Here is a 25849-nt window from a genome sequence, read left to right as displayed (position 1 = left end):
TGTGATCGACAATGGCTTAACTATAATAAACGGAGTTTCCTATGTGCCAAGACTGCGGCTGTTCTATTGCCCGACACGATCCCCTACTAAAAACTGGCCACTCGCATACTAATGGATCCCATTCGAGACATGATCAAAACCTTGCCAGCAACCCACAATTAAACGATAAAACCACCTTGTCGGTGATCCATAAAATTCTTGATAAGAACGATATTGAAGCACAGCACAATCGTGACCACTTCGAAGCCAAAGGGATCACCGCCTTCAACCTTATGAGTAGCCCTGGCAGTGGCAAAACCACACTACTTGAACACTTGCATCAATATACCGATCTAAAATATGCCGTTATTGAGGGCGATCTAGAAACTTCTCGCGATGCCGATAGATTAAAAGCCAAAGGTATTAATGCTTATCAAATTCAAACGGGTGCAGCCTGCCACTTAGATGCATTTATGGTACATAGCGCGCTACACCATATCGATTTAGATACAATCGATATTTGTTTTGTAGAAAATGTCGGTAATCTTGTCTGTCCTGCAAGCTATGACGTTGGCACCCATAAAAATATCGTTTTGCTGTCTGTTCCTGAAGGTGACGACAAAATCGAGAAATACCCGGTGATGTTCCGCCGTGCTGATCTGGTATTAATAACCAAATCCGACTTAATGCCCCACTTTGACTTCAGTATTGAAGAGTCACGTAAGCAGCTACAAAAACTCAACCCGAACGTAGAGCTGATTGAGATCTCAGTTAAGCAGCCTGAATCTTTAGAAAAAGTGGTGCAATGGCTTAATAACAATGTGGGAGTGACTGGTTAATGTGTCTTTCTATCCCGTCAAAAGTGGTTGAGCTTCATCCAGATGAACAAGCCGTTACCGTCGATACTATGGGGGTAAAACGCAAAGTCAGCAGTCATTTGCTGGCAGAACCGTTAGCGCTCGACGATTACGTACTGATCCACATTGGCTTTGTAATGAACAAAATAGACAAAGCTGATGCTATGGAAAGCTTAGCGCTATATAAGGAGATAGTCAGCAAACTTGAACAGCAAGAGCGGGAGGCATAATGATTGCCTTAGCCGATCTTTATCAAGGTTTTCGTGATCCTAAGGTGATCCGCTCGCTTGCTCAGCAAATAAGCCACTATGCCAGCCAAGTAGAAGGTAAGATTAATATTATGGAGGTGTGTGGTGGTCATACCCACACCATAATGAAGTACGGCCTTAATCAATTACTGCCAAGTAATATCGAGTTTATTCATGGCCCCGGCTGCCCTGTCTGCATCATGCCTAAAGAGCGCATCGACCATGCTGCCACGCTCGCCAGTCAACCTGATACCATTTTAGTGACACTAGGTGACATGATCCGCGTGCCCGGTTCAAAAGGCAGTTTGGCGCAGTTTAGGGCTAAAGGCTGCGATATAAGACCGATTTACGACCCGTTAGATACCTTAACCATAGCTGCTGACAACCCTGACAAAACCATCATTTTTTTTGCCATCGGCTTTGAAACCTCAACGCCAATGACAGCAGTACTAATTGACCAAGCAAGCCAGCGTGGTATCAATAATCTGCTGTTTCATATAAACCATGTGTTAGTTCCACCCGCTATAGATGCGGTCATGAGCGATCCACTTGTAAAAGTTAATGCCTTTATTGGCCCAGCCCACGTCAGTGTCATTAGTGGGGCAAAGATCTATCGACAAGCCGTAGAGACATATAGCACCCCTGTCGTGGTATCCGGCTTTGAGCCGGTAGATGTGATGCAATCTATTTTAATGCTGGTAAAACAAAAAGCTGAGCAGCGTGCCGAACTTGAAAATCAATATAGCCGCTCAGTATCTGAAAATGGTAATCAAACTGCCCAAGCCTTGATTGATAAGTACCTGACGATAAGGCCCGAGTTTCGCTGGCGAGGATTGGGACCCATTGAAAACTCCGCACTCATGCTCAAACCTGAATACGCACATTTAGATGCCGAGCGTGTTTATGCCAATGTATTACCTCAAGTAGAGATCGACGACCATAAAGCTTGTCAGTGCGGCGATATTCTAAGAGGCCTTTGTAAACCCAAAGATTGCAAAGTCTTTGGTCGTGGCTGCAGTCCAGACACTCCCCTTGGTAGCTGTATGGTCAGCTCCGAAGGTGCCTGTAATGCCTATTACCGCTATAACGGAGTCAATTTATGAATTCAGTGACAAACGATAAAGTCATTCAGCTCAGCCATGGTGGCGGTGGAAAAGAGATGAACCGCCTGATCAAAGAGATCTTTTTCAATGCCTTTGATAATGCCATTTTGCGTAAAGAGGAAGATGCCGCAGTACTGCACTTTGATGGTAATGTTGCCTTTACAACGGATTCCTTCACCGTCGCGCCGATCTTTTTTGCTGGTGGCGATATTGGCAAACTGGCTGTCGCCGGTACCGTAAATGATTTAGCCATGATGGGGGCTGAGCCGCAGTTTTTAAGCTGTAGCGTGATTATTGAAGAAGGCTTTGAAATCACAAAACTTAAAACCATTGTTGCTAGCATGGCGACTGAACTAAAAAAATCCAATACTCGTATTGTCTGTGGTGATACTAAAGTGGTTCCAAAGGGCTGCGTTGATGGCTTGTTTATCAATACTTCTGGGGTTGGCCAAATCATCAAGCCTGATGTTTCTGTGAGAAACCTTGAGGCTGGAGACTGCATTATTGTCAGTCGTGATATTGGCCGCCATGGCGCAGCGATCCTCATGGCACGTGAAGGACTCACTCTCGAATCTGAACTCACCAGCGACTGTGCCAATTTATGGCCAATCGTTGAGCAATTAATTGCAGCCAACGTTGAAGTTCATGCAATGCGTGATGCCACTCGCGGTGGTATGTCTGCAGTATTAAATGAGTGGGCTAAAGCATCAAATGTCTGTATCGAGGTGAAAGAAGACGCAGTACCTGTCAGCGATGAAGTCAAAGGCTTGTGCGAACTCTATGGTTTTGAACCATTTGATCTGGCTAATGAGGGAACATTTATTGTGGCTGTACCTGCTGATAATGCAGAGAAAGCACTGAATGTAATGCAGCAATTTTGTCATTGCCAAACAGCCAGCATTATTGGTCAAGTTACCGAGCAGCAAAACAATCAAGGCAAAGTCATCTTACAAACACCATGGGGCAGTGCCCGCTATTTGGATGTACCTCAAGGTGAATTGCTACCGAGGATCTGTTAATGCATGAGTATTCGATTGTTACGGCGTTAATCGAGCAGTGCGAGCAACTTGCATTAGATAATAATGCTCACGCTATTACTCGTGTGGAAATTAAGCTTGGGATCTTAAGCGGCGTGGAGCCAAGCTTACTTAGCACAGCGTTCGACACGTTTAAACTTGAGGGGATCTGCCGCAATGCTGACTTGGTTATGCAGATTCAACCTCTCGTTATCGCCTGCAATGAATGCGGTCAACAGAGTGAGCACAATCAGCGTAACGTGATCTGTAGCCATTGCCAAAGTAATAACACCCGCGTACTTGACGGCGAAGATATGCTACTGATGCAGTTAGAGCTAGAGCAAGGCTAAAAGCAATAGTTAAAGTAAAAGAGCAAGCAAGATAAACACCTTATGGACCCGCATGTTGAAACTCACTGGAGATTTCTGCTTTGGCCCTCTTTAGATTTTTCTGTGCTTGCTCAAAATAACTAGGTGACATATCAATAGCTCGCTCAAAAAGACCTACCGCTTGTTGATACTTACCTTCAAGCATTAAAAAATATCCCAAATCGTTAAGGGCGTCTGCTTCTGACATTGTTTGCTCAAAAGTTGCTAAAGCTTTCTTATAATCTCCTTTACGCACATAAACTAAACCTAAGTTCGTCCAAGCACGACTGTAGTTAGCATCCTCTTGAATTGCCTGACGTAGGTAGTTTTCAGCCATGGTTAACTCACCTGTTAAGTAGTATGAATAACCTAAATTAGTCATTAGCACCGGGGAATAAGGCTCTGTCGTCAATATTAATAGGAAATACTCTCGGGCTTTTTGATGATGATTTTCCACATCTTCAAGTATAGCGATGGCATTATAAGCTCTCGCAGGTGACTCACTATTCGGAACATAAAAACTACTTAGTTTATTAGCCATTTCGACCATAGCAAGCCGTTGTTGATCAAGGTTAATCGCCCTTTCTAAGTGGAAGCGAGCTTCTCGATATTGACGGCTATCCATACTGATCACTCCTAAATCAGCATGAGCCATCATCAATTCAGGGTTAAGTGCTAACGCCTCTTTATAAGCTTTTACACCAATATCTAGGTTACCTCTCATGGTATGTAGACGACCAATTTGATAAAAAGTATCAGCATTCTTAGCATTAAAATCTAAAGCCTGAATATAACCATATAGTGCTTTTTCTAAGTTACCTGATTGTTCCTCATTACGTGCCTTTTCAAGAGCTTCAAGCTCGTTTTTTGGTGCCGTATAATCATCAGATATTGACGATACCGCTGCAACATCTAACAGATCTTGTCTATCCGGTGCTTTAATTGGCGTAATTTCTTCGACTTCAGGCGTGGTGCTACACCCTTGAACAAATAAAATAACCCATAAGGAAACCAACAATCTTAAACTCATTTTTCGACCGTGGAGAACACACCTCGCTATATTCATCTCTGTCCCTCAAATGCTTGGTTCCAAGTGTATTTAACTAATATTCACTTACGATATTTCAACTCTAAAAAGCTTGTCCCCATACTTTCATTACTTTAAGCACCGCTGGGCCAACGGCAACGATAAAAAATGAAGGCCAAATACAACACATCATCGGAAATATCATTTTCACCGCCAATTTAGCCGCTTTTTCTTCTGCCGCTTGTAAACGTTTATTACGGTACTCGTCAGAAAACACTCTTAATGTTTCCGCAATTCCGGTGCCTAATCGCATACTTTGAGAAATAGCGGAGTTTAGCCCCTTAATATCTTCAAGGCCTGTTCTATCAGTAAACTCTTGCAAAGCAACTTTAATCGTCAACCCCGCCCTAACCTTACTGCACACCAGTTCTAATTCACTGGCTAAGCTTGGATGACTAAATGCGAGTTCTCTTGCTACTCTTTGCATCGCGGCCATCAAACCTAAGCCTGCTTCACAACATACGACAAGTAGATCCAATGCATCAGGAAAACCAACACTTAGTTGACGCATACGTCGATTAGCCAAACTTTGTAGCACTACAGAAGGTAATAAGAATGCTCCACCAATAAAAAAACAAACAATGTAAATGACCCACATACCTGAAATTTCGTGAAACACATTCAGCAGTACCACAGCACTAATGGCACCGAGTAACAAGAGAAAAAGACGTGCTGCGTTAAAAATCGCTAAGGCATTTTCGGAATGTAATCCCGCATGGATCAACAATCGCCTTGTTTCATGATTAGAAATATTGAAAAAAGGCTTTTTAGCCATCTCTCCAATACCATGTTCAAGCGTACCAGTCACATCATGTGGCATTGTTTTTCTCGAACCATCACTATTAATTGCTTTTAATCGTGCCTTTATTGGTGAATATAAACCGCTAATAAGGTATGAAATGGCAATTGCTAACATCACACCAGCCACTGCAGCAATAAAATAAATAGCCCACTCTACATGTACCGGATCATCAAAAAACTGTTCGAACAAACCAATTAAAAAGTCCATATCAAATATCGATCCTTATTAATCTGCTTATCCACATGCCACCAACAAACATGCCTATGGCTCCCCACATCAATAAACTATTGCCCTCTTCTGTTCCCGTTAGTTCTGCAACATAGCCAGGGGTTTGTAGGTAAATCACAGCAAACAGAACAAAAGGCAGTAAAATTAAAATCCAAGCAGATAAGCGGCCTTCAGCAGATAGGGTTCTAACTCTTCGTCTAAAGGTGAACCTCAATCTGATAATTCTTGCAAGATTGTTGATGTTTTCAGCTAAGTTACCACCTGTTTCTTTTTGAACCATTACGGCACTCGCAAAAGCCATAGCGGAAACGCTTGGGACTCTTTCGATAAAGCCAAGAATGGCTCGCTTCGTGTCTTTACTGTAATTAATATTGGCAAACATTAACGAAAATTCTTTGGCTAACGGCCCCTGCATTTCTTCCGTTACCAATTTCACCGCATCAGAAAAAGAATAACCTGCTAACAGAGCTCTACGAAGAACATCTAGTGCGTCAGGAAAATCCTCTTCTATTTTGTCCATTCGTTTTGCTGTATCTCTATTTAGTTTCAAATTGAATAGTAACAAGGTAATAACGAAGCAAAACAGTGCCACTGTAATTTGGGGCAACAGCAACCAAGCGACTACGCTAACAAACGTTGCGCTGACTACAGCTAATACAATGAATTGATGACCCATTAATTTATAATCAGCAAGCTCTAAGCGATAACTTAAGCTTTCAATAAATTCGATACTTTCAAGCCAACGACCAATTACACCTAACTTCTCTAATCTACTCTTTCGCAGTAACGAAGTTTCAAAGCTATTATCACCGGCCTCTTGTGATAGCTTTTTTAATCGCTTACGTACTAAAGCTGTATTGGCACGCTGAGGACTATAAACAGGCAGAAAGAGAGCTTGAGTTAAAAAAAGCACTGCAATAAAAACCAGACCTAAAAAGATAACTTGATCAGAAAACATAAAGGTCTCTCCTTAAAATTCGGCAAATGGATCACCACAATTAAACAATTGATAAGGTAAATCGATACCATGTTGTTTAAGTTTTTTGTGAAATCCTGGCACAACTCCAGTTGCTTCAAAATCGCCAATAATCATCGAATTTTCATCAATACCAGCACGCGCAAACCGAAATATCTCAGACATAGTTATCACTTCGCCTTCCATACCGTTTATCTCTTGAATACTAGTAACCCGCCTACGTCCATCTTCTTGACGCTCTAACTGAACGACTAAATCAATAGCTGCTGCTATTTGTGACCTAATATTACTCACCGGCATGTCAAACCCCGCCATACACACCATATATTCCAGTCTCGCTAATGCGTCGCGAGGGCTGTTTGCATGCAGTGTCGTTAACGAGCCTTCATGACCAGTATTCATGGCGGTCAACATATCGAGTGCTTCACCACCACGAACCTCGCCGATAACAATTCTGTCAGGACGCATCCTTAAACAGTTTTTAACCAGATCACGCTGAGAAACTTCTCCTCTTCCTTCAATATTTTGTGGCCTTGTTTCTAATCGGACTGTATGAGGTTGTTGCAACTGCAGTTCTGCAGAATCTTCAATCGTAACGATACGTTCATCCGCTGGAATAAAGCCTGACAACATATTTAACAGCGTGGTTTTACCGCTACCCGTTCCTCCAGACACCAATATATTTAACTTGCCCTTTACTCCGCCTTTAAGCAGTTCAATCATTGATTCCGTAACCGATCCAATATCGATTAACTGTCTTGCATTTAATTTTTCAACGGAGAAACGCCGTATCGAAAGTGACGGCCCATCTAATGCCAGCGGCGGTATGATGGCATTTACACGAGAACCATCGGCAAGCCTTGCATCTACCATAGGTGAAGACTCATCAATTCGACGGCCAACACTCGATACAATACGATCAATAATATTTAATAAATGGGCATTACTGTGAAATTGAATATCGACAGCTTGGAGTTTGCCGTGACGTTCTACATATACTCGGTCAAATGAGTTAACTAAAATGTCAGAGATAGAAGGATCAGCAAGTAATACTTCTAATGGACCCAATCCGAGTACCTCATCGATAATAAGATTAATGATGCGCTTTCTGGTTGGTAGGGTAATAGGTAAACTGAGTTCATTGAGGATCTGTTCACTAATTTCACTAATCTGCTCTTTTGCTTGTTCTTTGGAGATAGTTTCAATTAAGGAAAGGTCCATTACTGTGAGCAACTTTTCGTACAAAGCCACTTTTATCCCTTGTTCTTCTGCCGTTAATGGCTGAAAGGCGACAGTTTGTTTGGGCTGATGATTACTTTCCATTTTTACTTCCCTAGTACTCGTTGCCAGAACCCTTTTTTCCCCGCTAACTCACTGGTTTCATCTGCAAGAAACTTTTGGGCTAAATTTCTAAAATCTGCAACCAACTTTTGTTTTTTGCCAAGTTCAGTTATTGATTTACTTAACTCAACACACTCACTTGCGAGTTTATAATCATTGATAATTGTATAAACACGCTCAATGCCGATTGTTTCTTTTACATCGGCAATAGAGATGCTCGAATTTTTGTCATAACGATTAACAATTAAGTGAATATTGTCGATCGCAATTCCCATATTTTGAGTTAACTGTGTAACTAAGTCCTTGGTTTGTCTTAAATGCATAATATGCTGCTGAGTAACAATTAAGATCGTCGCATCAGTTAAGAGTTGGTAATTCCATAATTCCGGTCCTCTAGAAAGGTCTAGAATAACTTGTTTATAGAAGTGCCTAAATTTCCATAACAGCTGTTTGCTTTTTGAAAAATCAACCTGCTGTTCAAGCATAAGCAGCTCATAAGGTTTGGCAGCCAATAAGCTGACACCAGCATTGTTGGTCATCGTACTTTTCAAGGCCACTTCATCGAGTGCTTCAATCGAGGTTAATACATCACATATTGAATACTTTGCAGCTCTACCAAGCATATGAGCTAGGCTTCCTTGATGAAGATCTAAATCCAATAATGCCACCTCTACACTGGTATCTTTAGACGCAATATCGGCAAGGCTGGCGCTGATAAAACTCGCTCCAGAACCTGCTTTACCATTGACAACGGCAATAACAGGGGCGAGCTTAGCTTGTCTTAATAACTTAGCCGAAATCTTCTCTATAGAATTGACCAACTCCTCTCTAGGCGAACCCTGTGGAATGAAGTCCGTTACCCCAAATTGAAACGCAAGCCTTAAAACCTGTTGCGGAGTATTTAATCCAAGAATGACAATGTCACAATCAAAATTAGCAGCATATTTAAGTGCTGACTCAGCTTCTTGTAAATCATTGGGTAACAATAATAGTACTAGGTTGAAGTCATGTTGATTGTTAGCAAGGTAGGGCTCTAAAAAACAGCAGGATTTTGAGTGAAGATTACCAACACTTTGTAAGCTAGTTTTCAACCAGTCTAATGACTGTATGCCATTACTAACCACAACGGCCTTAATCTGAAACGGTAAACTAATATGCATAATTTTTTGTGGGTCGTTATGATCATTAGAGACGTATAGCTCAATTGGCTTATCCATATTGCATCCCCCCGTCTCAAATGTTTTGGCTATATAAACTATAGACAATAATCGGTTAGTATTTTTATTCTTTTAACTACAGTCTGTAGTACCGCCTTTAAATACCCCTAAGCTTTCTCGAGGCAAGGTTGTTACGAAAGTTGGCGAGTTTAAAGTCCGATATAAGCCCGGCACTAAAAATTGGTGCTGATAATCTTTTATTTCAGCTCTGACTAGATCAATATCGATACCGGAAGCATTATTGCCGTCATAGCTCAAGTAGCTTATTGTTAAATTAGTTGCGTTCAAATTAGGTAAGATGTCGGCATCATTGAAAAGCGCAATCGAGTTAATATCACTATTAACTTGACATACCACCGCAAGCCTAGCGGCTCTTCTTGAGGCTTCATGCAATACATTATAGGTAAATAACAGACGACCAAACTCAATGGCGGCAAACAGTAAAATAAAAAAGACTGCAGCCACTAAGGTAAATTCAATAACGTAAACACCTCGTTGTTTAATCATAATGCTGTAACCGCATAACTGGCATTTAAGTTAAAACTAATGTCGATATCTTCAGCAAAAGAGAAAGTTTGTAACTTATCAGAAAACAGCGGCGTCCAGTCATAGCTCACACTCACCACTAACACTCCGCTATCAGCTGGATACTCGACAACGGTAATATCAGCAGCAGTAAGCCCAGAAAGATTAGACGCAGAATTGACCGTATCACCAGCTAACAGCACCCGCTTCATCTTTGAAATACAGAAGTCACAGTTGGCATCAGATAGCGTACTAGGTAAAGTCCCTGTCGTGTTTACTATTGCGGTATTAGCAATGAAACGTCCGCCACTTCTGGCCATGCGTGTCAGTTCGCTATATTGAAATAACAAACGACCAAGCTCGACGGTGGTAAAAATGATCAGTACCAGTATTGGTAACACCAGAGTGAATTCTATCACCGCAATGCCTTGTTGCTGTTTTCTATCCATAATCAAGCCTAAGAGTCAGGGCTATCAGGATCTCGATATAACACGATAGTGAAGTTGTCACTGTCAAAATCAGGATCAAGTGATGCATTTCCAGAAGAACCGCATTCGGAGATGTATTCGCCAATAATAATTGATGTATTACCTGTATGTTCTACTTGTTGAGTTAAAAAAAAGCAGCCTATGGATTTTACCTCAACAACATTTTTACCATTCACTTTGCCATCGCAATCGCCTATGACTATAGGTAGCTTTCTGCGATCGGCTCGAGTAGATGAAGAGTCAATGATATTGCCCGTTTTGCAATGTAAGCTTGAAGACACTGGATTTTCATTCACATCCTGGCCATAGTAAGCGGCATAACTGTAATACTCTGCTGCAGGGTTAGTAATTTGGCTCTCTGAATCAACCAATAACCTGTCACCTTCGCAGGTATTGATATCTCGTGGGTGATCAGTCGAATTTAACTGGCCTCCATTGGGCCAAGTGCCAAAACGTGTATTTAAACCTGTTGCCACCGGGCCGACCTTATTACCAGGTTCAGTTGGAATATTTTGACCAACACTCACACACGCATTAGGTGAAAACTCACCAGCAAGCCCTTGCTCTATACCTTTACCACCGGGTCCACCTAAATCTAATAATTGAAAGTTTCCGGGGCCTAAGGTGATGTCAGGATCACTTGGTTTTTGCTTGGAGCCGATTTTCATCACATGCAAACTACCATGTGTCATGCCGTAATTATTTGTTGGCTGTGACATATCCCCGCAAACTAAAAGCGGAACAACTTTATTTAAACATTCAATATCTGTACTTCTACCTGCCACAGCAGAAGCTCTAACTGTTTTATTAAAATTAAACACTTGCGCTAAATAGTTAGCTAAATTAACCCCTTCAACGCGAACTCTTACATATTCGAACGTCTCATCGGCTCCGGCAATGAACGGATCAGGTAACGCTGAAAATTCAACAGATACATGGCTAGTGACCTGTTCGCTTGAGTAGTCAGGGCTCGCAAGTGATATAACATCTTCAAGCTCTATGTTTTCGGCATGATTTAAGTTTTGCGCCAAAATGGCTATAACTGCTTGCCTTGCCTCAGTTAAGGTTCCGCCATCTTGAAGCACTTTCGCTGCACTTAATGCGGCAGAATCAACCGAATTTTGTAATCGACCTTTATTAAGCAGCATATGGCTACCATCAATCGCAAGTGCGGCCATCGCGACTATTGCAAAAAGGCCAATAGTAAACATCACAATAATCGCACCAGTCTGAGCGTTTCTTGAAAATGATCTTTTAACGATTGTCCTCGCCATAATTAAAGCCCTCTAAACTAATTAGAGTTACCACTTGATACAGAGCCCATCCCTCGAGCAGAGGCTGGTTCTACAGTGCTAGAACGATAAGTCTGCATCACTTTTCTTCCATAATTACCATCTAGACTAAGTATAATACCGTCGTTTTTTTCTGCTGCTTGTGGGTCTAATATTTGCACTTGTTTAATACGGTAGTAGCTGTCTCCCATCTCAAAGTCATTGATTTTGGTACAACCACTAATAGCTACACCGAAAATAAAAAGTGCAACAAAATAAATTTTTTTAGCAATTGGTTTCATAAGCTATCGCCTCAAATTAGAGAGAATGACCGTATTTTTGTTGAGTACCTGTATCATCTAGCTGAGACTCAGACCTAACTGGTTGATAACGGGTTTCATCTGCTTTCTCCGGTTTTTGCTTATGGGATAATTTACCTAACAGGTAAAACTCAACATCAGATGGCAGCACAAACCCGTCTGTAGGCAAAGAGATATCCTTCTTATTAAAGGCCCTAACCAGTCTTGGGGTAACGAGAATAACTAACTCACTTTGTCCGCTTTGAAAGCTCTTACTTGTAAAGAGCTGGCCGAGTACCGGAACATCCCCAAGTCCTGGCAATTTATCGATGTTTTCTCGTAATGTATCGCTAATAAGCCCACTAATCGCAATAGTTTGGCCATCAGCAAGTTCTACGGTAGTAGCAGTGCTACGTTTCACTAGTGAAGGAACAACAAGGGAAGTTGAAGTATTACCGGTAATGACAAAACCATTGGAGTTGCTTATCTCACTCACAACCACATTCAGATTTAGATTTATCTGGCCTGAATCTAAAACTGTAGGTACAAATTTAACTCCAACCCCATAATCTCTGTATTCAATCGTAGTATTGCCGTTCTCTCCCGGTACGGGTATTGGGAACTCCCCACCAGATAAAAACTCTGCCGATTGTCCGCTCATCGCGGTCACGTTTGGCTCAGCCAATACCTTGGCTAATCCATTTTGCTTAGCAACATCGAGCGCAAAGTTCATCAACAGATCGCCATTGATATACTGCGCAAAAATACCTTTGCTATCGATACCACCAATGTTTCCGGGGTCGAAGCCACCGCCGCCACCGACTATCCCACCAGACAAGTTTGAACCTTGATTAAATATAAAAAATTTAGAATCAAACTGTCTTGCAACATTACGCTGCACCTCAGCTACCACGACCTCAAGCATGACTTGATGATCTCCACCAATGGTCATCATATTGAGCACTTTACTCGGCGCTCTCCCACCCGCTGCCGCCTCAGCGTAACCTTGTGCCAACTCAACCGCAGTGTTCATTTTTTGCAAATTTGAAGCCTGACCGCTTAATAACAACTGACCTTGTGAGGTTTGAACCCCCAACTTTTCCGATGGTAAAAACTGGTGCAAACGCAGTTTTAAGCCATTTAAATCATGGGTCACCTCAATATCCATTATTTTAGATAGTTGCTCATTTTCATTCCAAATCATGATGTTAGTACTACCTAATTGTTTACCCAATACATAAAGTTCATTATTAGGCAGCAACTTAATGTCTGCAATTGCCGGACTCCCAACGGAAACTCGATGCACCGGTTTGTCTAACATGAATATGCGAGACTTAAATATGGGTATTGGTAACACCTCATTTCTGATCCCAGCTGTTGGCCCACCAGCAATAACAAGTTGGCTATAAAAACAAGCTAGCAAACAAACCAAGATGCTATATCGAGTTAATAACATGTCGTTCTCCTTCTATAATCTGCTCTATGTTTGCGACCTGCTTATTCAGGCTTGTTTTCAATTTTAATCTCTTGCTCTTGCATACCTTTCAGCAATAAAACCTTATAGGCAGAACTTTCCATTGCCGTAGTCTTTTGGCTTATATCTGCTATTGGCTCAGGCTGATCGATAACAGCTTGTTCGAACTCATTCTTAACGGGCTTAAGATCTAAATTTGCTAACTCTATAATGGCTGTGTCATTCGGGTTTCTTAACGCTAACTGAAGTGCTCCACGACTTTTTGCAATCATCAAGGTTTCAGCTTGCTCTAGACTTAGTTCCAAAGTCACCGCTCGAACCACAACTGGCTTGTTTTCATCATTTGATGCTCGCTGATCAATCGCCAATATTTTTACATTTGACAAAACCACATCGGTTTTAAGCCCGCCTTTTGTAATAATATTTATAATATCAACGCGATTGCCAGGAAGAAGAAAACCAGCCACACCGACAACATCATTGACTCGTATCGTTACTGCTCGCATTGTTGGTGTAATAAGGCTAGCCAAAGTACTTCCTTCACCTTTAGGGGTAATTCTTTCTTTACGTAGTACTTCTCCTTGATACAAACGGTTTTTGACAACCTGCCCCTCAGCTTGACTTATTTCGGTTAGTGCACCTTTAGGTATAAAATCATCGGGCACCGGAGTTAACGCTAAATGCTTACGCTCTATAATTGTCCCAAGCGGCACTTCAGATACCATAGTGACAACCGTAGACGTAGAACCCACTTTTTCTGTTTGAGTATTTGTCTTTAACCAGTTCTGGGCAAGATAGACAGCAACGATACCGAACACTAATGATAAAATGACAAATAACAGGGTTTTATTGTTCATTTCGTTCTCCTAGGCTTCCCTTACTTTATTCAACAAAATAGATAGACCATGCCGAATCAATCAATGAGGGCGTGATCACTCGCTCAAACTCCATAAAGGCAATTTGATCTGACATAATCCCAAGTAGATCTCTTGGGTAGCAGGGAATTAATGGTTTTTTATAACGTTGATGGTACTCTTCAAGCAGATACTGAAATATTTCTTCGCTACAGTTCAAATCTAGTGATCCGCATACTTGAAACCAAATCTTGCGATACAAACGTTCATCAAGTGCATCAAAGTGAATTTTATAGCCGAGCCGCCGTAAGAAGGCCTCATCTACCAACTGTTTAGGATCAAGGTTTGTTGAGAAGAGTAATATCAATTCAAACGGAATTTCAAAGTGCTCACCAGATTGTAAACTTAAAAAGTCCCTTCGCTCTTCCATTGGAATAATCCAACGATTAAACAATTGCTTAGCACTTATTTTTTGACGGCCTAAATCATCTAAAAGTAAAATGCCATTGTTCGCTTTTAACTGTATTGGCGCCTTATAAGTTCTACTATGGCTATCAAACTGGACCTCTAACATTTCAGCGGTCAGTTCACCACCTGTAATCCTTAATGGCCGCTGACACCTGAACCAACGGGGATCATGTCCCTCACTAAGTTTCAGTGATTTAACACTGCTATCTTTAACTTTATGATGTAACTCAGGATCGAATACTTGAATGATTTCATTGCCTATTGCTAATGCATAGGGAATAAGTACCGAATCACCTAAGGTTAAATTGAGATGCCGACATAAATAACTTTTACCTGTACCTGGCGGGCCATATATTAATACTGGCCGCGTAGAGTTCATTGCTGGACCAATTTTAAATAGTAAATTGTCAGGCAAAACTAACGCTGATAGGCCTTTCGTTAGCATCTCATAAGTAATTGGTTTGGCGCGACTAGATTGGGCTTTGCAAACGTGAGCGTATTGACTTAAAGGGATTGGCACTATGCCAACATATCCACTTCGTGCTAGTGCTTGTTTTGCATGTGTCTCGCCCCCCAGACTAAGCGCATAACGCATTTGACCATCAGGTGTAGTTTGTCTGTTTTCAACCCAGGCAAGTTGTTTGGCCGTATCCAGTAACTGTTGAATAATCCCGCCCGTAACCCCCATTAATTCAGTTAGTCGCTCTTTGGTTAACACTCCTGCCACTAAGCAGTGCTTTAGCATCAAATCTAATAATAAGGATTCACTGAGTCCGGTTTGGTCTATATTGATGGGTCTAGCCACCAAAGGAGTGGTAACTGTGGTCTCTACGCCATGACTTCCTAGGAGCTGATGCGCTTGACTGTTGTTTGCAGAAGTCATAATAAACTTCCTACCGAAGAGGCTATTGATTGGCTAACTGTAGTATAGAGTTGGCTTATTTGCGGGTTAAAAGCACAGGCAAGTAACCAACCAATTGCTAGCGCTGGTGCATAAGGTACTTTTTGTCCTGCCGCTTCCCCTTCCTCAGGCCTAAAGTAGGTTTTACAATATAAACAATCCCAGTAACGCTTGATCGTTTGGCTTACGCCGCTAATACCTGTTTTCCACAATATAAGCAGTAGACTCGTAACAGCTCCAGCCGCTATGCCGTAAGCTAGATTCCACAATAATAAATTAGGGCCCATTAGTGCGCCTATGCCCATCATTAATTTAACATCGCCAGCACCTAATATTCGTAGCAAAAACGCAGGAAAAAGTAGGACAAATGCTAAGACAAACCCTAAAAATGCGTGTAGTAAACCATTAAAATGGGAGAAGTAACTATTGATTAGAAATCCACTGGCTATTGCGGCTAGAGACAGCCAATTTGGGATCTTGTGAGTTAATAGATCATATGCAATAGCTACAAATAGAAAAACACCACAAAATAGTACTTGAGAAACAATCTGATCATCGTTCATTTAGAAACCTTTAATTAAAGTAAAGATCGCATTCAATTACTTGAACTTGACCTTTACCCTTTGTATCTAAATTCATTTAACAGTTTGTACTATCACCATTTACTGCCGACGCTAAACATTCAATTCGACTTGTAGCGTTATCACCTAACTCACTAAAAGCCGCAATCATACCACCAACAACTAAACCACCAGCAATAGCATACTCTACCGCTGTTAAACCACTTTCATCTTCAATAAATTGTTTCATTACGCTTTTAATATTCATGAGACTCTCCACTATGGTGCTCAATTACCTATATATTGGTAATCCCCTGTTTGCTACGTAATCAAGCAAAATAAGCTATCCCTCGTAACGCTACTTATAAAAGTAGCAAATGGATCAAACTCGAACCATGTGGAATAATTTGATGATCTATTTAAAATAAAACACTTCTTATTTTAAGTTAACAATTAATACTAAAGTTTGATTATTTTTCAAGTTATGTTGATGAAAAATATAGGGTTAAACTTGTTTAAAATAAGACACTGTATGTAATAATATTTTAGCTATAGAAGATGCTAACTAGCTTAAATAACTCAATAATCTCTTAAACTTTACCGTCAAAGCCACAAACGTAAGCAACTTGTAAAATTAGACCAATTTATTAATCAACATTAAGACCGCAACAAAACAGAACCTCAACTATAAATCATTGAAAAAATTGAAAAACAGAAAATAAAGAGCGTAAAAATCAAAGGCCAGATGCATTTTATTGCAACGCTTAAAGCCTTGTAGAATTGATAATCATGAAAAGTAACTGAAAATGACTTTATTGTAGGGAAGAGTTTACAACCAAAACGGCAACCAAAGTACCCTAAATTTAAATTACTATAAAATTTAATATGCATACGAACAAATGAGTCTTTTGGAAAAATTAAATATCAAGCCAAATTGATTACAACAAGCAATAACAAGATATTATTACATATCCCAAGTCATTATTAGATTGATTTTTAACCATAATCACAGTCTATCTATTAACTTGTAAACACTTGATATTTCATATTTAACTCCAAAATTATCTTCAATATATTGTTGCACTTCAACTCCAGTAATATTGTTTTTACTATCACCACCAGTATTAATAAATGACTTTAGCTGACTTAACTGTGCAGCAGATAAAGTGTTTGGCCTTCCTGAATGAGGCTTCTCTTTAAGTCCTTCTAATCCTTTTGATAAATAATCACTCACCCATCGATTGACGCTGGTTCTACTTACTTTCAGATAATCGGCAATTTGATAGCGAGATTTACCATCCTGAAAGTGCAGAATAGCTAACAATTTCAGCTTCATTCGAGCATTTTTTTCTTTCCTGAGGATCTTAACTAAAGACTCATTATCATAACAAAAACTGTCCATCTCCCCCCCCTTTACACTATCTAAAATTATAGCCAAAATTTAATTTCTTACCTGTAAAGCACCTAATCCATCCAACCAAATACTGTCTGATACAATATGCACAGGTAACGGCTGACTCAATTTAAAATATGTTTTGCTACTACCAGCGACAGCCTGACTAAATGAATGCCTAAATTGATTAGTCTCTTTTTTAATTAAATAGCTTGCTAGTTTATCTGGATGAAGCAACCTAATGCAGCCGTGGCTCAGCGCTCTATCTTTAAGCTTAAATAAGGTTTTATCCGGTGTATCATGTAGATAAATTGAATTTGAGTTAGGAATTGAAAAGCGGTACTTGCCTAATGCATTATTTGAGCCCGGTAATTGAACAAGTTTATAAGCTCTAGTCGCTGAATCAAAATTCGATATGTTTATTAGCTCAGATGTTGCTTTAAGCCTCTTACCTTTCTTATCGACAATAACAAAGTTGTTACTATTTAGATAGTTATCATATTTAATTAAAGACTGCTTTAAATCTGTATCAATAATACTTCTAGGTGGTGTCCAATCAGGGTTAACAGTTATACGCGTCAAAAAGGTATTAAGTTGAGGTGTTTGTTTTGATGGGCGCCCAACAATCACAGGCATTTCAATGATAATATTTCCAGATTTTATTACTTTTAATAACGCACTTTTGAGATTTACTTCGATATATTCGTTAGCCTGTGTTTTTCTAACAATATGTTTGCTTAATGTCTCTCTTAATTCATCTAGAGTATCTAAAGGATTATTATTAATAAATGCCAAGGTTTTTTCATTTAGATCCCCAGTTGCGGTTATTCCGTGACGGCGCTGAAAAGCCTTAAGGGCTTCTGTAATAGATGGATCAACAACACTTTCTTGATAAGGCGAGATGGAGTATGGTTGCAGATCGCCATACATTCGCAACATCCACCTGAGTTTTGCTACCTCCACATGCTTAAATCCGAGCTTTATCTCAATACCACTCAATTCAGGCCACTGATAGTCAACTAGTGCGTTATAACTAGCGATTTTCAACCTTAATGCGCGAATGTCGCTGTCATATAAGATATTGTAATAAAACTCAGCAGTTAACGTTTTGCCATGGTCAAATCCAACGTTAAAAAACGTCAGCTCTAGCCTACTATTTAAAAAATTAATTACCTCATCTAATTGTAATCTATTTATCTCTTTAGGATTGGCACCAAGATCCACAGCAAGTAACTTTAACTGTTGTGATTTATTGCTGTCCTCTGCCGTATCAACTATTGAAACTTGCGATGTAAAACAAAGATTTGAATGAAAAAATATCCAAACGTAAATCATTAGAGTGAAATAGCGCATTAACATACTTTTTAGATGCATTACGATTCCCTCAAGCTTAGCGAAAAACATTTTATCTGTAGAGAAGTCGCTAACTTTTGCCAATATTAGCTTTTAGGTTTAGTACATAATCTAAATAACTGGTATAGACAGATGCTTTTTAAAGCCAATTGTTTGCAAACCATCGCCTACAATCTATCCTATAATGGAAATTACCAACAAACGCTGCAATGAACTTAGGTTTAGCCATTGAAAAAACAAACAAGTGATTTAACTAGCTTACTTTTAAGTTTGCTATTAATGGTTCTTTTAAGCGGCCATGGGTATTTTATGTGGCATTCGTACACTAAGGCGAAAAATATGAAGTCCGAGAATCCTTCAGGCTCTACGTTAGCAGAAAGGTATTTAATCTTAGGTAATTGGCCGTCATCTAAAACCATCGACTTAAGTCAAACCCACGATGCTTATCCAATAACACCAAGAAAAGGCCAGAAAAAAGAGAACTAGAAAATGCAGAAAACTGATTACAATCTGGTATCGACAAAGGTTTTACTCAGAGTCTTCATTAAAAGCTTTGCTGCCTTGATACTTGCAGCGGTAGTCATGTTTAATTTCAAATCTGCAATTCAACCATATTCAATATTTTCATTAGCAAGAACAATGAGCAAGGTCGAATTTGATATTTTTGCTAGCAATGGCTTCTTATATGACATTATATTTTTCATTGCTGTATTTATAGCAATAAAATTAATATGGTCATTTATAATCACCATTTCCGTTTGCAAGCCATTCATACAACTCAATTCAACCAATCAACATGATTTATATTGGCTATGCATATTACTATTACATTTAACTTTTATCATAGCTTTAAACTCTTATTTTTACCCTACCTCTTTAGTTTCGTACTTCAGAGGAACATTTCTGGTAACACCAACCGTTTTAATCGGTTTAGGATTCTTTTTAATATTTTTGTTTTTTAGGGGAGCACTAATTCTATTCTCAAATAAAACACTTGTTATATCATCAACAATCACTGCTGCAATAATAACTTTCCCATACATTAATTTACCCAGTAATCATTTTCAAACATCGAAACCTAATATTATTATTGTCGGTATTGATGGACTCAGACCTGATCATCTGCAGGCATTTACAGGTAAAAGCGACTTTACACCATTTTTAAGCAGAAAATTGGCCAAAACACAATTATATAAAAATAGCTATACCCCACAAGGACGGACCTATGTTGCTTGGATGAGTATATTGACAGGCCAATACCCTATCAATAATGGAGCAAGATTCAATCTTGCTCCAACCGAGGCAATCAATAAAAATTTGCCTTTAATTAAGCAATTAAAATCTGCTGGTTACAATACTACATTTGCTATCGATGAACGCCGTTTTAACCAAATTGATGAAAGTTATGGCTTAGACAATGCTGTAGGTCCTCAAATTGGTGCAGCAGATGCCATTATTTCGGGGATTGGTGATTTACCATTTATTAACGTGTTATTAAACCATCCTCTTTCCAGTTACTTTTTTCCCTATCTATACATTAATAGAGCTTATGGAAAAGGCTATTCACCAGTTGACTTCAATCGTTCTGTAACCCAACCCCTATCTGGCAGTAAACCGAATTTCCTTGCGGTACATTACTGTCTTTTACACTGGCCGTACACGTCAAAAAGTTTTATAAGCGACCCACAAAGCAATTGGAACGGCAATTACAACCATTATATGTATAAGGAAATGTTAAAGCTCTTAGATCTACAAATTGAAGACTTATTTCATAAGCTAAAGCAACAAGGCGCGCTAGAAAATGCCATTGTTTATTTTATTTCCGATCATGGGGAAAGTTTCAATCAGCAACATCATGCCCCCATACAAGCACCAGCGCAAAAAATTCCGCCTACAAAATCATGGGGCCACGGAACAAACATTTTCGATCAACAGCAGTCTCATGTTTTACTTGCCAAAGCAGTGTATCGTGATAATGCCGTGATAAGTAAACCAAATCACTACCCTGGAAATTATTCTTTAATCGATATAGCGCCTAGCATTGCGCAAGAACTAAATATAGCAAAATCTTCTTTAGGGGATTTAGATGGAGTTCCGCTCCCTACAAGCCTCGATGACGTCGACGAAGAGCGATTTGTTTTCATCGAATCATCTTTACCTGTGAGATCTATCAATAAGAGTTTTATTGATAAAGAAGAGCTAATGTCTGAGACTGCATCTCATTACGAGTTAAGAGCTGATGGTCGAGCCTACATGAAGCTATCCAGTTACAACGAGTTAATTGGTAAAAAACAACGCGCTGTATACTATAAAAACTGGCAACTAACCATGATCCCGAAAGACTCACAGTTATTTCTCTATAATAGACAAACTAACGAAATTTTTGTTGCCAATGATTACCAAGGTACATTCAATTGGCAGCCGTTACTTGCTGCACTCTGCCAACAGTACGATAAAGACCTAGGTTTTGATAAAAACAAAAGTTGTCCAGACTCTTTTGTTCATTTTGAAAATATAGTCGATAAATAGTTTAACGGTAGCAATTGATTACTCGAGCGATTGCCGCTAATCAAGCTATTTATAATCTAAGATTAGCCAAGTTAGTCTAATCAGTTATAGAATTGCAATTACTGCCAAATAAACAAAGCCTGTAATTGCTTGCAGACACTGATATGATTAAATAAATCAATTTAATTCTATTCTATCTATGTGGTTTCAAAAAAAGATTTCCCTAACAGCTAAAACACGTGGTTTTCATTTAGTCACTGATGAAATTGAGCGAGCGCTACCAAGCCTAAGCCGTATTAAAATAGGCATGGCTCACCTGCTTTTACAGCATACTTCTGCGTCACTTACACTTAATGAAAATGCTGATCCCAGTGTACGAGCTGACTTTGAAGCCTATATAAACCGACTAGCACCAGAACGAGCGCCCTATTACACCCACACCTATGAGGGTGACGACGATATGCCCGCGCACCTTAAATCAAGCTTGTTAGGAGTTAGCTTAGCCATACCTATCACTAATGGGCGCTTTAATTTAGGTACTTGGCAAGGGATATATTTAGGTGAACACCGAGATTATGGCGGAAAACGCAACGTTATAGTGACCATTAATGGCGAGTAAGACCAATTAACATAAGAATTTGAAAAACAATAAAAAAGAGCACGTAAGCGCTCTTTTTATTGGATTGAAATACGCTGCATTATGCTTCTGCAATACGTTCAAGCTTAGCAAGATAAAAACCGTCAAATCCGGTTTCTGCCGGGCTAATGGTTTCATCTTCAATAAATCTAAAATGTTTGTTTTCAGCTAAAAATGCGTCAACTTGATCGCGGTTTTCTTCCGGCATAATTGAACAGGTCGCATAAACTAGCATACCGCCCACTTTAACCATGCGACTGTAGCTTTGCAGAATTTGTTTTTGCAACTCAACCAGTACAGGTAATCGTTCTGGGGTATCACGCCATTTAGCATCAGGATTACGCTTAAGTACACCTAAACCAGAACACGGCACGTCTAAAAGCACACGATCACAAGTTAGCTTTAAGCGCTTAATGGTTTTGCTACTGGCAATAATACGTGTTTCAACGTTATGTGCGCCTGCACGGCGAGCACGTTGCTTTAGATTATCGAGTTTCCATTGCTCAACATCCATCGCAAGTAAACGACCTTTACCTTGCATCTGTGCAGAAATGGATAAGGTTTTACCACCTGCACCTGCGCATGCATCAACAACGCGCATACCCGGCTTAGCATCTAATGCTAAAGCCACTAACTGTGAACCAGCATCCTGTTGCTCAAACCAACCTTTTTTAAAGGTTTCTGTTCTAAACAGAGCTGAGTCAGACACGACTTCAAGTGCGGTATCAACACCAGGGACAATAACCGTTTCCACACCTTCTTTACGCAGTGCAGTTGCTAACTCTTCACGGCTACACTTTAAAATATTGGTACGTAAAAAGCGTTTTGCCGGCTTATTTAGTGCTGCACGTTCTGCAGGCCACTTGTCGCCCATTTGTGCTTGGCCCATTTCATTTAGCCAATCTGGGCAACCATCCCAAAGTACAGGTTGCGCTTTCGCAGCTTCAATGCGGCTAGCTAATTCTTGTGGGTCGATTTGCAGTGCATACTGCATTTTCGGTAACGGTAAATCGTTAAATAGATGCCAAGCGTTTAGTAAACGGGTACCCAAACGTGCCATTTCTTCAGGCTTAACATCTGATAAGAAACAATAGAGGTTCAATCTTCGTAATATATCGCCCACTACCAACGTAATGCGACCTTGCTCTTTTGGTTCTAGTTTTAGACCGGAAAAGTGTTGCGAATAAGCACGATCTAAAGGCTTTCCTTCAGATAAAACCAGATCAAGAATACTGATCACTAGTTCGTTAGAGCTAGGAGATAGCGAAGATTTTAACATTAACAAGTTACCCTAATTAGAAAACGCTGCGATCATAGGAGCAAAGCGCTAAATACGCAAGCAACTGCAAAGCAATCGGCGCATAAAAATCGTTAAATGAAGCAGTAATAACGTAACGGTTAATAAAAGGTTTTAATCTAGGCAAGCTTTAATCGATTTTAAGCGCTAACCTAGTTTACTAATGCGGCCTTGTTTAACTTATATTCGGCGCTTGCCAATAGACACTTACTTCATCACCTTGGCAAAACAAGACATCTAGCTACTAGTGTAATGTTACCGTTAAACTTGAATATTGAAGCCAAAGCAGCAACTAAAACGCCGCATAATGGATGCGGCGTTGTGCAGTGTAACGACAATGTTTGGAGATTAGCCCTTTAGAATATAATCACTTCCGTCTTTGGCGGTAAACACTTGCTCTTGCATCGATGAAGCCACGACCGTTCTTTCTATATCAATTAAGCTAATCCAGTACTCATGACCTTCTAAACGAATATCGTTAATTTTTGCCAGATCTTGATTAAGATTGTCTTTACTACGCTCAAAACTAAGCTCCACATGCACGCCATTATCTCTCAGTAAGATAGCGGTAGGCTCGCTTTTATGACCGTTTAGTGCAACAAACTGCTTAGGCAATTTCAATCCAGTTTGGCTACCATCAGCCATAAATACCAATAGTTGCTGGTAATAAACAACATAGCTACAGGCATTTTTATGTGAACCATTTGCCAACGGAAACTTCGCGTCTAAAAACGCTTTTGCACAAGGGGCCGTTGTGTCTTGCTTTGTCACATTGACAGCATTCACATCAACAAGCGCGGCAGCAGTAAAATTACTATTTTGGTTTACTTGAGTCGTATTGATTGTTGATATATCCATGGCCCGATCCTCTTACTTATCAAATCCTAGAAAGTGTCGCAATTTACGGTTTCATTGTTTCTTCTCTGTATAGCAACCAAAAGTTAATGGCTTTTCCTGATTGCTTGATTTGTAGTCTAGAGGAATTTTCATTACAATTTCACAATAAAAATTTTACATTGTGAATTTTACAAGATGAAAAATAATCAGAGCTTGATCAGGAAGTCACATTTTCTCGGTACCAAGATAAGGAATTTGCGTAAGCGCAATCATCTTACAATGGAAGATTTATCTGCCCGTTGTGTACGGGTTGATCCTGAATCAGCGCCCTCTGTATCCTATCTTTCTATGATTGAACGAGGCAAGCGAGTACCCAGTGCAGCCATGCTGGCAGTCATTGCTGCTGTATTTCAAAAAGAGGTGGATTGGTTTTTAGATGATGTGCCTGAAGATGATGCCATTACGCCCGATAAAGGACGGCGTGGCGGGATTAGTGGCATGGCATTAGAACCTAGCTTTCTGTTCTCTAATGATATTTTACAAATTGCGATCCCTGAAATGCTGTCGCAAACAGGTACAACAGGTCGGGAGTTTGCCCACTTGCTGATCCGCGCTCACCAAGAGCATCATCAAAATCATTTTCCAGATCTTGAACGCGCCGCTGAAGAAGTCGGCCATAAACGTTTACCCCTAGCCCTTGACGACCTTAAACAGATCGCAAAAAGCTTAGGGCTCAAACTAAAGTGGGTCGATAGAACGCCGCAAGAAGTGGTCGATGAAATGGGGGTAAGTACAGCCCATGTCGTTACCTCTTTTTTTGAGCCGCCCTCAACTATCTATCTCAATAAAATGCTTAAGTCCTACCCTACTCGACTTAAATACGATCTAGCTGTGCATATTGGCCACTGTGTTTTACATAACAAAGACGGCCTAAAATGCGTATTGACCGCCGGGCGACGCCATACAGCATCTCATGATGAAATTGCGACACAAACATCATCAACCCTTAACGCACAAGACATTTTGCATGCTTGGCGTGACTTTGAGTCGAGCTTTTTTGCTGGGGCTCTACTTTGCCCCAAAGTGCCGTTTAGACAACTACTTGACCGTCACGGTTATGAAATTAACGTTAACAAAGCTTTGGGGGTCTCTGCCTCAGTAGCCATGCGGCGTATGACTGTTGTATCACCCTATCCACATTGGCATTATTTCGATGCGTATGCTCCGGGCAAATTAAAAGCCGTCTACAGGGGCAATGGTATTCCACTGCCGTGGGGCAATATGCGAGTGGTTGAAGATCCTTGTCAACATTGGGCTGTTTTTAGGATGATCAATGAACCCACTGTTGGCACATCTGCGCAGATTTCAATCCTCGATGTCGCTGAAAAACCAAGAATTTATTGCTGTGAATCGATAAAAATTGAAGATATGGCCGGAAACAACCATGTGCTATGCGCAGGCATCGATCTAAACCCAGCAATTGAAGCACAAGGCGGCGATGCCGAAAATATTGCCGCTGAATTGAAACAGTCTTGCGCAACTAACAACGGTACAGTAGAAATGCCTGCGAACATCAAAAAGAGTTTAATGAGCGTAGCTAAAATTCTTAATATCAATTGGATTGAGCGAGGAGTGGAAAATGAAGCACGTTTGATCTGCTCTCGAGGCGCAGTTTGCCCCCGCCAACCAAGTTGCTATCAAGCTGGGCGTGCATTATGTGATTAAGTGCTGAAAAGCATCAAACATATAAGCTCGGTGACGA

At 40.2% G+C, this 25849-nt stretch carries 27 protein-coding genes; 9 read left to right on the top strand and 18 right to left on the bottom strand.

The genetic code is table 11. From position 1 onward, the window contains the following. The first annotated feature begins 41 nt into the window (after window positions 1–41). The 5 genes from hypB to L884_RS0118530 are packed head-to-tail and all read left to right on the top strand — an operon-like array spanning window position 42 to window position 3553. On the top strand, window positions 42–818 hold the full coding sequence (gene hypB / locus L884_RS0118550) for a hydrogenase nickel incorporation protein HypB (RefSeq protein ID WP_028768893.1): 777 nt from the start codon (window positions 42–44) through the stop codon (window positions 816–818). Beyond that, window positions 818–1066 (top strand): HypC/HybG/HupF family hydrogenase formation chaperone, encoded by a 249-nt coding sequence (locus L884_RS0118545; protein ID WP_028768892.1) that lies wholly within the window; start codon window positions 818–820, stop codon window positions 1064–1066. The genes hypB and L884_RS0118545 overlap by 1 nt, the downstream gene beginning before the upstream one ends. Next, a complete protein-coding gene (gene hypD, locus L884_RS0118540) occupies window positions 1066–2187 on the top strand; it encodes a hydrogenase formation protein HypD (protein ID WP_028768891.1) in 1122 nt (373 codons plus the stop codon). The genes L884_RS0118545 and hypD overlap by 1 nt, the downstream gene beginning before the upstream one ends. After that, a complete protein-coding gene (hypE, locus tag L884_RS0118535) occupies window positions 2184–3206 on the top strand; it encodes a hydrogenase expression/formation protein HypE (RefSeq protein ID WP_028768890.1) in 1023 nt (340 codons plus the stop codon). Before hypD ends, hypE begins: the two co-directional genes overlap by 4 nt. Further along, complete coding sequence (locus tag L884_RS0118530) at window positions 3206–3553, top strand: hydrogenase maturation nickel metallochaperone HypA/HybF (protein WP_028768889.1); 348 nt, start codon at window positions 3206–3208, stop codon at window positions 3551–3553. The genes hypE and L884_RS0118530 overlap by 1 nt, the downstream gene beginning before the upstream one ends. Before the next feature lie 40 nt (window positions 3554–3593). Here L884_RS0118530 and L884_RS0118525 read toward each other — a convergent pair whose 3' ends face one another. The 16 genes from L884_RS0118525 to L884_RS0118450 all read right to left on the bottom strand — a co-directional run bounded on the left by L884_RS0118525 (window position 3594) and on the right by L884_RS0118450 (window position 18892). Continuing rightward, window positions 3594–4601 carry a tetratricopeptide repeat protein gene (locus tag L884_RS0118525; protein ID WP_156925722.1) on the bottom strand — a complete coding sequence of 336 codons (1008 nt, stop codon included), beginning with the start codon at window positions 4599–4601 and terminating at the stop codon, window positions 3594–3596. A gap of 100 nt (window positions 4602–4701) precedes the next feature. After that, entirely contained in the window at window positions 4702–5667 is a 966-nt protein-coding gene (locus L884_RS0118520; RefSeq protein WP_028768887.1) for a type II secretion system F family protein, read from the bottom strand. Window position 5668: 1 nt separating this feature from the next. Next, window positions 5669–6646: a type II secretion system F family protein gene (locus L884_RS0118515; protein WP_028768886.1), complete on the bottom strand. Its 978-nt coding sequence runs from the start codon at window positions 6644–6646 to the stop codon at window positions 5669–5671. A gap of 12 nt (window positions 6647–6658) precedes the next feature. Continuing rightward, a complete protein-coding gene (locus tag L884_RS0118510) occupies window positions 6659–7987 on the bottom strand; it encodes a TadA family conjugal transfer-associated ATPase (protein WP_028768885.1) in 1329 nt (442 codons plus the stop codon). A gap of 2 nt (window positions 7988–7989) precedes the next feature. After that, a complete protein-coding gene (locus tag L884_RS0118505) occupies window positions 7990–8991 on the bottom strand; it encodes a CpaE/TadZ family protein (RefSeq protein ID WP_245603168.1) in 1002 nt (333 codons plus the stop codon). A gap of 303 nt (window positions 8992–9294) precedes the next feature. Next, window positions 9295–9729: a TadE/TadG family type IV pilus assembly protein gene (locus L884_RS0118500; RefSeq protein WP_028768883.1), complete on the bottom strand. Its 435-nt coding sequence runs from the start codon at window positions 9727–9729 to the stop codon at window positions 9295–9297. After that, a complete protein-coding gene (locus tag L884_RS0118495) occupies window positions 9726–10196 on the bottom strand; it encodes a TadE/TadG family type IV pilus assembly protein (protein ID WP_028768882.1) in 471 nt (156 codons plus the stop codon). Before L884_RS0118495 ends, L884_RS0118500 begins: the two co-directional genes overlap by 4 nt. Window positions 10197–10204: 8 nt before the next feature. Continuing rightward, window positions 10205–11509, bottom strand: coding sequence for a pilus assembly protein TadG-related protein (locus tag L884_RS0118490; protein WP_028768881.1), 1305 nt, complete (start codon window positions 11507–11509; stop codon window positions 10205–10207). Window positions 11510–11526: 17 nt separating this feature from the next. After that, window positions 11527–11808: a hypothetical protein gene (locus L884_RS0118485; RefSeq protein WP_169731794.1), complete on the bottom strand. Its 282-nt coding sequence runs from the start codon at window positions 11806–11808 to the stop codon at window positions 11527–11529. Window positions 11809–11824: 16 nt separating this feature from the next. After that, complete coding sequence (locus L884_RS0118480) at window positions 11825–13261, bottom strand: type II and III secretion system protein family protein (protein ID WP_028768879.1); 1437 nt, start codon at window positions 13259–13261, stop codon at window positions 11825–11827. Window positions 13262–13302: 41 nt separating this feature from the next. Further along, window positions 13303–14136, bottom strand: a complete 834-nt coding sequence (cpaB, locus tag L884_RS0118475) for a Flp pilus assembly protein CpaB (protein ID WP_028768878.1) — start codon at window positions 14134–14136, stop codon at window positions 13303–13305. Between the two features lie 25 nt (window positions 14137–14161). Continuing rightward, window positions 14162–15484 (bottom strand): AAA family ATPase, encoded by a 1323-nt coding sequence (locus L884_RS0118470; RefSeq protein ID WP_037411195.1) that lies wholly within the window; start codon window positions 15482–15484, stop codon window positions 14162–14164. Continuing rightward, window positions 15481–16065, bottom strand: coding sequence for an A24 family peptidase (locus L884_RS0118465; protein WP_028768876.1), 585 nt, complete (start codon window positions 16063–16065; stop codon window positions 15481–15483). The genes L884_RS0118470 and L884_RS0118465 overlap by 4 nt, the downstream gene beginning before the upstream one ends. A gap of 76 nt (window positions 16066–16141) precedes the next feature. Continuing rightward, window positions 16142–16330: a Flp family type IVb pilin gene (locus tag L884_RS0118460; protein ID WP_028768875.1), complete on the bottom strand. Its 189-nt coding sequence runs from the start codon at window positions 16328–16330 to the stop codon at window positions 16142–16144. A gap of 738 nt (window positions 16331–17068) precedes the next feature. Next, on the bottom strand, window positions 17069–17464 hold the full coding sequence (locus tag L884_RS0118455; RefSeq protein ID WP_028768874.1) for a helix-turn-helix domain-containing protein: 396 nt from the start codon (window positions 17462–17464) through the stop codon (window positions 17069–17071). 39 nt (window positions 17465–17503) lie between these two features. Next, window positions 17504–18892, bottom strand: a complete 1389-nt coding sequence (locus L884_RS0118450; protein WP_156925721.1) for a L,D-transpeptidase family protein — start codon at window positions 18890–18892, stop codon at window positions 17504–17506. Between the two features lie 255 nt (window positions 18893–19147). On the opposite strand from L884_RS0118450, the gene L884_RS23110 reads away from it, so the two are divergent. From L884_RS23110 to L884_RS0118440, 3 genes are all read left to right on the top strand, one after another. Next, a complete protein-coding gene (locus L884_RS23110; RefSeq protein ID WP_156925720.1) occupies window positions 19148–19294 on the top strand; it encodes a hypothetical protein in 147 nt (48 codons plus the stop codon). A 3-nt stretch (window positions 19295–19297) separates the two neighbouring features. Beyond that, on the top strand, window positions 19298–21337 hold the full coding sequence (locus L884_RS22385; protein WP_051435693.1) for a sulfatase-like hydrolase/transferase: 2040 nt from the start codon (window positions 19298–19300) through the stop codon (window positions 21335–21337). A gap of 178 nt (window positions 21338–21515) precedes the next feature. Continuing rightward, the gene (locus L884_RS0118440; protein ID WP_028768872.1) at window positions 21516–21935 is read left to right on the top strand and encodes a secondary thiamine-phosphate synthase enzyme YjbQ; all 420 of its coding nucleotides are present in this window, start codon (window positions 21516–21518) and stop codon (window positions 21933–21935) included. A gap of 79 nt (window positions 21936–22014) precedes the next feature. Here L884_RS0118440 and L884_RS0118435 read toward each other — a convergent pair whose 3' ends face one another. Together L884_RS0118435 and L884_RS0118430 are read right to left on the bottom strand one after the other, a co-directional pair. Continuing rightward, window positions 22015–23232, bottom strand: coding sequence for an RsmB/NOP family class I SAM-dependent RNA methyltransferase (locus L884_RS0118435; protein ID WP_028768871.1), 1218 nt, complete (start codon window positions 23230–23232; stop codon window positions 22015–22017). A gap of 366 nt (window positions 23233–23598) precedes the next feature. After that, the gene (locus L884_RS0118430) at window positions 23599–24108 is read right to left on the bottom strand and encodes an aldolase/citrate lyase/malate synthase family protein (protein WP_028768870.1); all 510 of its coding nucleotides are present in this window, start codon (window positions 24106–24108) and stop codon (window positions 23599–23601) included. A 174-nt stretch (window positions 24109–24282) separates the two neighbouring features. On the opposite strand from L884_RS0118430, the gene L884_RS0118425 reads away from it, so the two are divergent. Further along, a complete protein-coding gene (locus L884_RS0118425; RefSeq protein ID WP_028768869.1) occupies window positions 24283–25812 on the top strand; it encodes a DUF3612 domain-containing protein in 1530 nt (509 codons plus the stop codon). Window positions 25813–25849 lie beyond the last annotated feature (37 nt).

Source organism: Shewanella fidelis ATCC BAA-318 (assembly GCF_000518605.1).
GTDB lineage: Bacteria > Pseudomonadota > Gammaproteobacteria > Enterobacterales > Shewanellaceae > Shewanella > Shewanella fidelis.
The sequence above is the reverse complement of the archived record's forward strand: the minus strand, read 5'-3'. Positions and strand labels throughout refer to the sequence as shown.

Excerpts from the sequence above, each read along its gene's own strand:
- hypE (WP_028768890.1), top strand. The coding sequence starts at position 2,184 with ATGAATTCAGTGACAAACGATAAAGTCATTCAGCTCAGCCATGGTGGC.
- L884_RS23110 (WP_156925720.1), top strand. The coding sequence starts at position 19,148 with ATGAAGTCCGAGAATCCTTCAGGCTCTACGTTAGCAGAAAGGTATTTA.
- L884_RS0118490 (WP_028768881.1), bottom strand. The coding sequence starts at position 11,509 with ATGGCGAGGACAATCGTTAAAAGATCATTTTCAAGAAACGCTCAGACT.
- L884_RS0118460 (WP_028768875.1), bottom strand. The coding sequence starts at position 16,330 with ATGAATATTAAAAGCGTAATGAAACAATTTATTGAAGATGAAAGTGGT.
- L884_RS0118435 (WP_028768871.1), bottom strand. The coding sequence starts at position 23,232 with ATGTTAAAATCTTCGCTATCTCCTAGCTCTAACGAACTAGTGATCAGT.
- L884_RS0118430 (WP_028768870.1), bottom strand. The coding sequence starts at position 24,108 with ATGGATATATCAACAATCAATACGACTCAAGTAAACCAAAATAGTAAT.
- L884_RS0118510 (WP_028768885.1), bottom strand. The coding sequence starts at position 7,987 with ATGGAAAGTAATCATCAGCCCAAACAAACTGTCGCCTTTCAGCCATTA.
- L884_RS0118515 (WP_028768886.1), bottom strand. The coding sequence starts at position 6,646 with ATGTTTTCTGATCAAGTTATCTTTTTAGGTCTGGTTTTTATTGCAGTG.
- L884_RS0118500 (WP_028768883.1), bottom strand. The coding sequence starts at position 9,729 with ATGATTAAACAACGAGGTGTTTACGTTATTGAATTTACCTTAGTGGCT.
- L884_RS0118520 (WP_028768887.1), bottom strand. The coding sequence starts at position 5,667 with ATGGACTTTTTAATTGGTTTGTTCGAACAGTTTTTTGATGATCCGGTA.
- L884_RS0118485 (WP_169731794.1), bottom strand. The coding sequence starts at position 11,808 with ATGAAACCAATTGCTAAAAAAATTTATTTTGTTGCACTTTTTATTTTC.
- hypB (WP_028768893.1), top strand. The coding sequence starts at position 42 with ATGTGCCAAGACTGCGGCTGTTCTATTGCCCGACACGATCCCCTACTA.
- L884_RS22385 (WP_051435693.1), top strand. The coding sequence starts at position 19,298 with ATGCAGAAAACTGATTACAATCTGGTATCGACAAAGGTTTTACTCAGA.
- hypD (WP_028768891.1), top strand. The coding sequence starts at position 1,066 with ATGATTGCCTTAGCCGATCTTTATCAAGGTTTTCGTGATCCTAAGGTG.
- L884_RS0118465 (WP_028768876.1), bottom strand. The coding sequence starts at position 16,065 with ATGAACGATGATCAGATTGTTTCTCAAGTACTATTTTGTGGTGTTTTT.
- L884_RS0118440 (WP_028768872.1), top strand. The coding sequence starts at position 21,516 with ATGTGGTTTCAAAAAAAGATTTCCCTAACAGCTAAAACACGTGGTTTT.
- L884_RS0118455 (WP_028768874.1), bottom strand. The coding sequence starts at position 17,464 with ATGGACAGTTTTTGTTATGATAATGAGTCTTTAGTTAAGATCCTCAGG.
- L884_RS0118495 (WP_028768882.1), bottom strand. The coding sequence starts at position 10,196 with ATGGATAGAAAACAGCAACAAGGCATTGCGGTGATAGAATTCACTCTG.
- cpaB (WP_028768878.1), bottom strand. The coding sequence starts at position 14,136 with ATGAACAATAAAACCCTGTTATTTGTCATTTTATCATTAGTGTTCGGT.
- L884_RS0118425 (WP_028768869.1), top strand. The coding sequence starts at position 24,283 with ATGAAAAATAATCAGAGCTTGATCAGGAAGTCACATTTTCTCGGTACC.
- L884_RS0118480 (WP_028768879.1), bottom strand. The coding sequence starts at position 13,261 with ATGTTATTAACTCGATATAGCATCTTGGTTTGTTTGCTAGCTTGTTTT.
- L884_RS0118545 (WP_028768892.1), top strand. The coding sequence starts at position 818 with ATGTGTCTTTCTATCCCGTCAAAAGTGGTTGAGCTTCATCCAGATGAA.
- L884_RS0118525 (WP_156925722.1), bottom strand. The coding sequence starts at position 4,601 with ATGAGTTTAAGATTGTTGGTTTCCTTATGGGTTATTTTATTTGTTCAA.
- L884_RS0118530 (WP_028768889.1), top strand. The coding sequence starts at position 3,206 with ATGCATGAGTATTCGATTGTTACGGCGTTAATCGAGCAGTGCGAGCAA.
- L884_RS0118470 (WP_037411195.1), bottom strand. The coding sequence starts at position 15,484 with ATGACTTCTGCAAACAACAGTCAAGCGCATCAGCTCCTAGGAAGTCAT.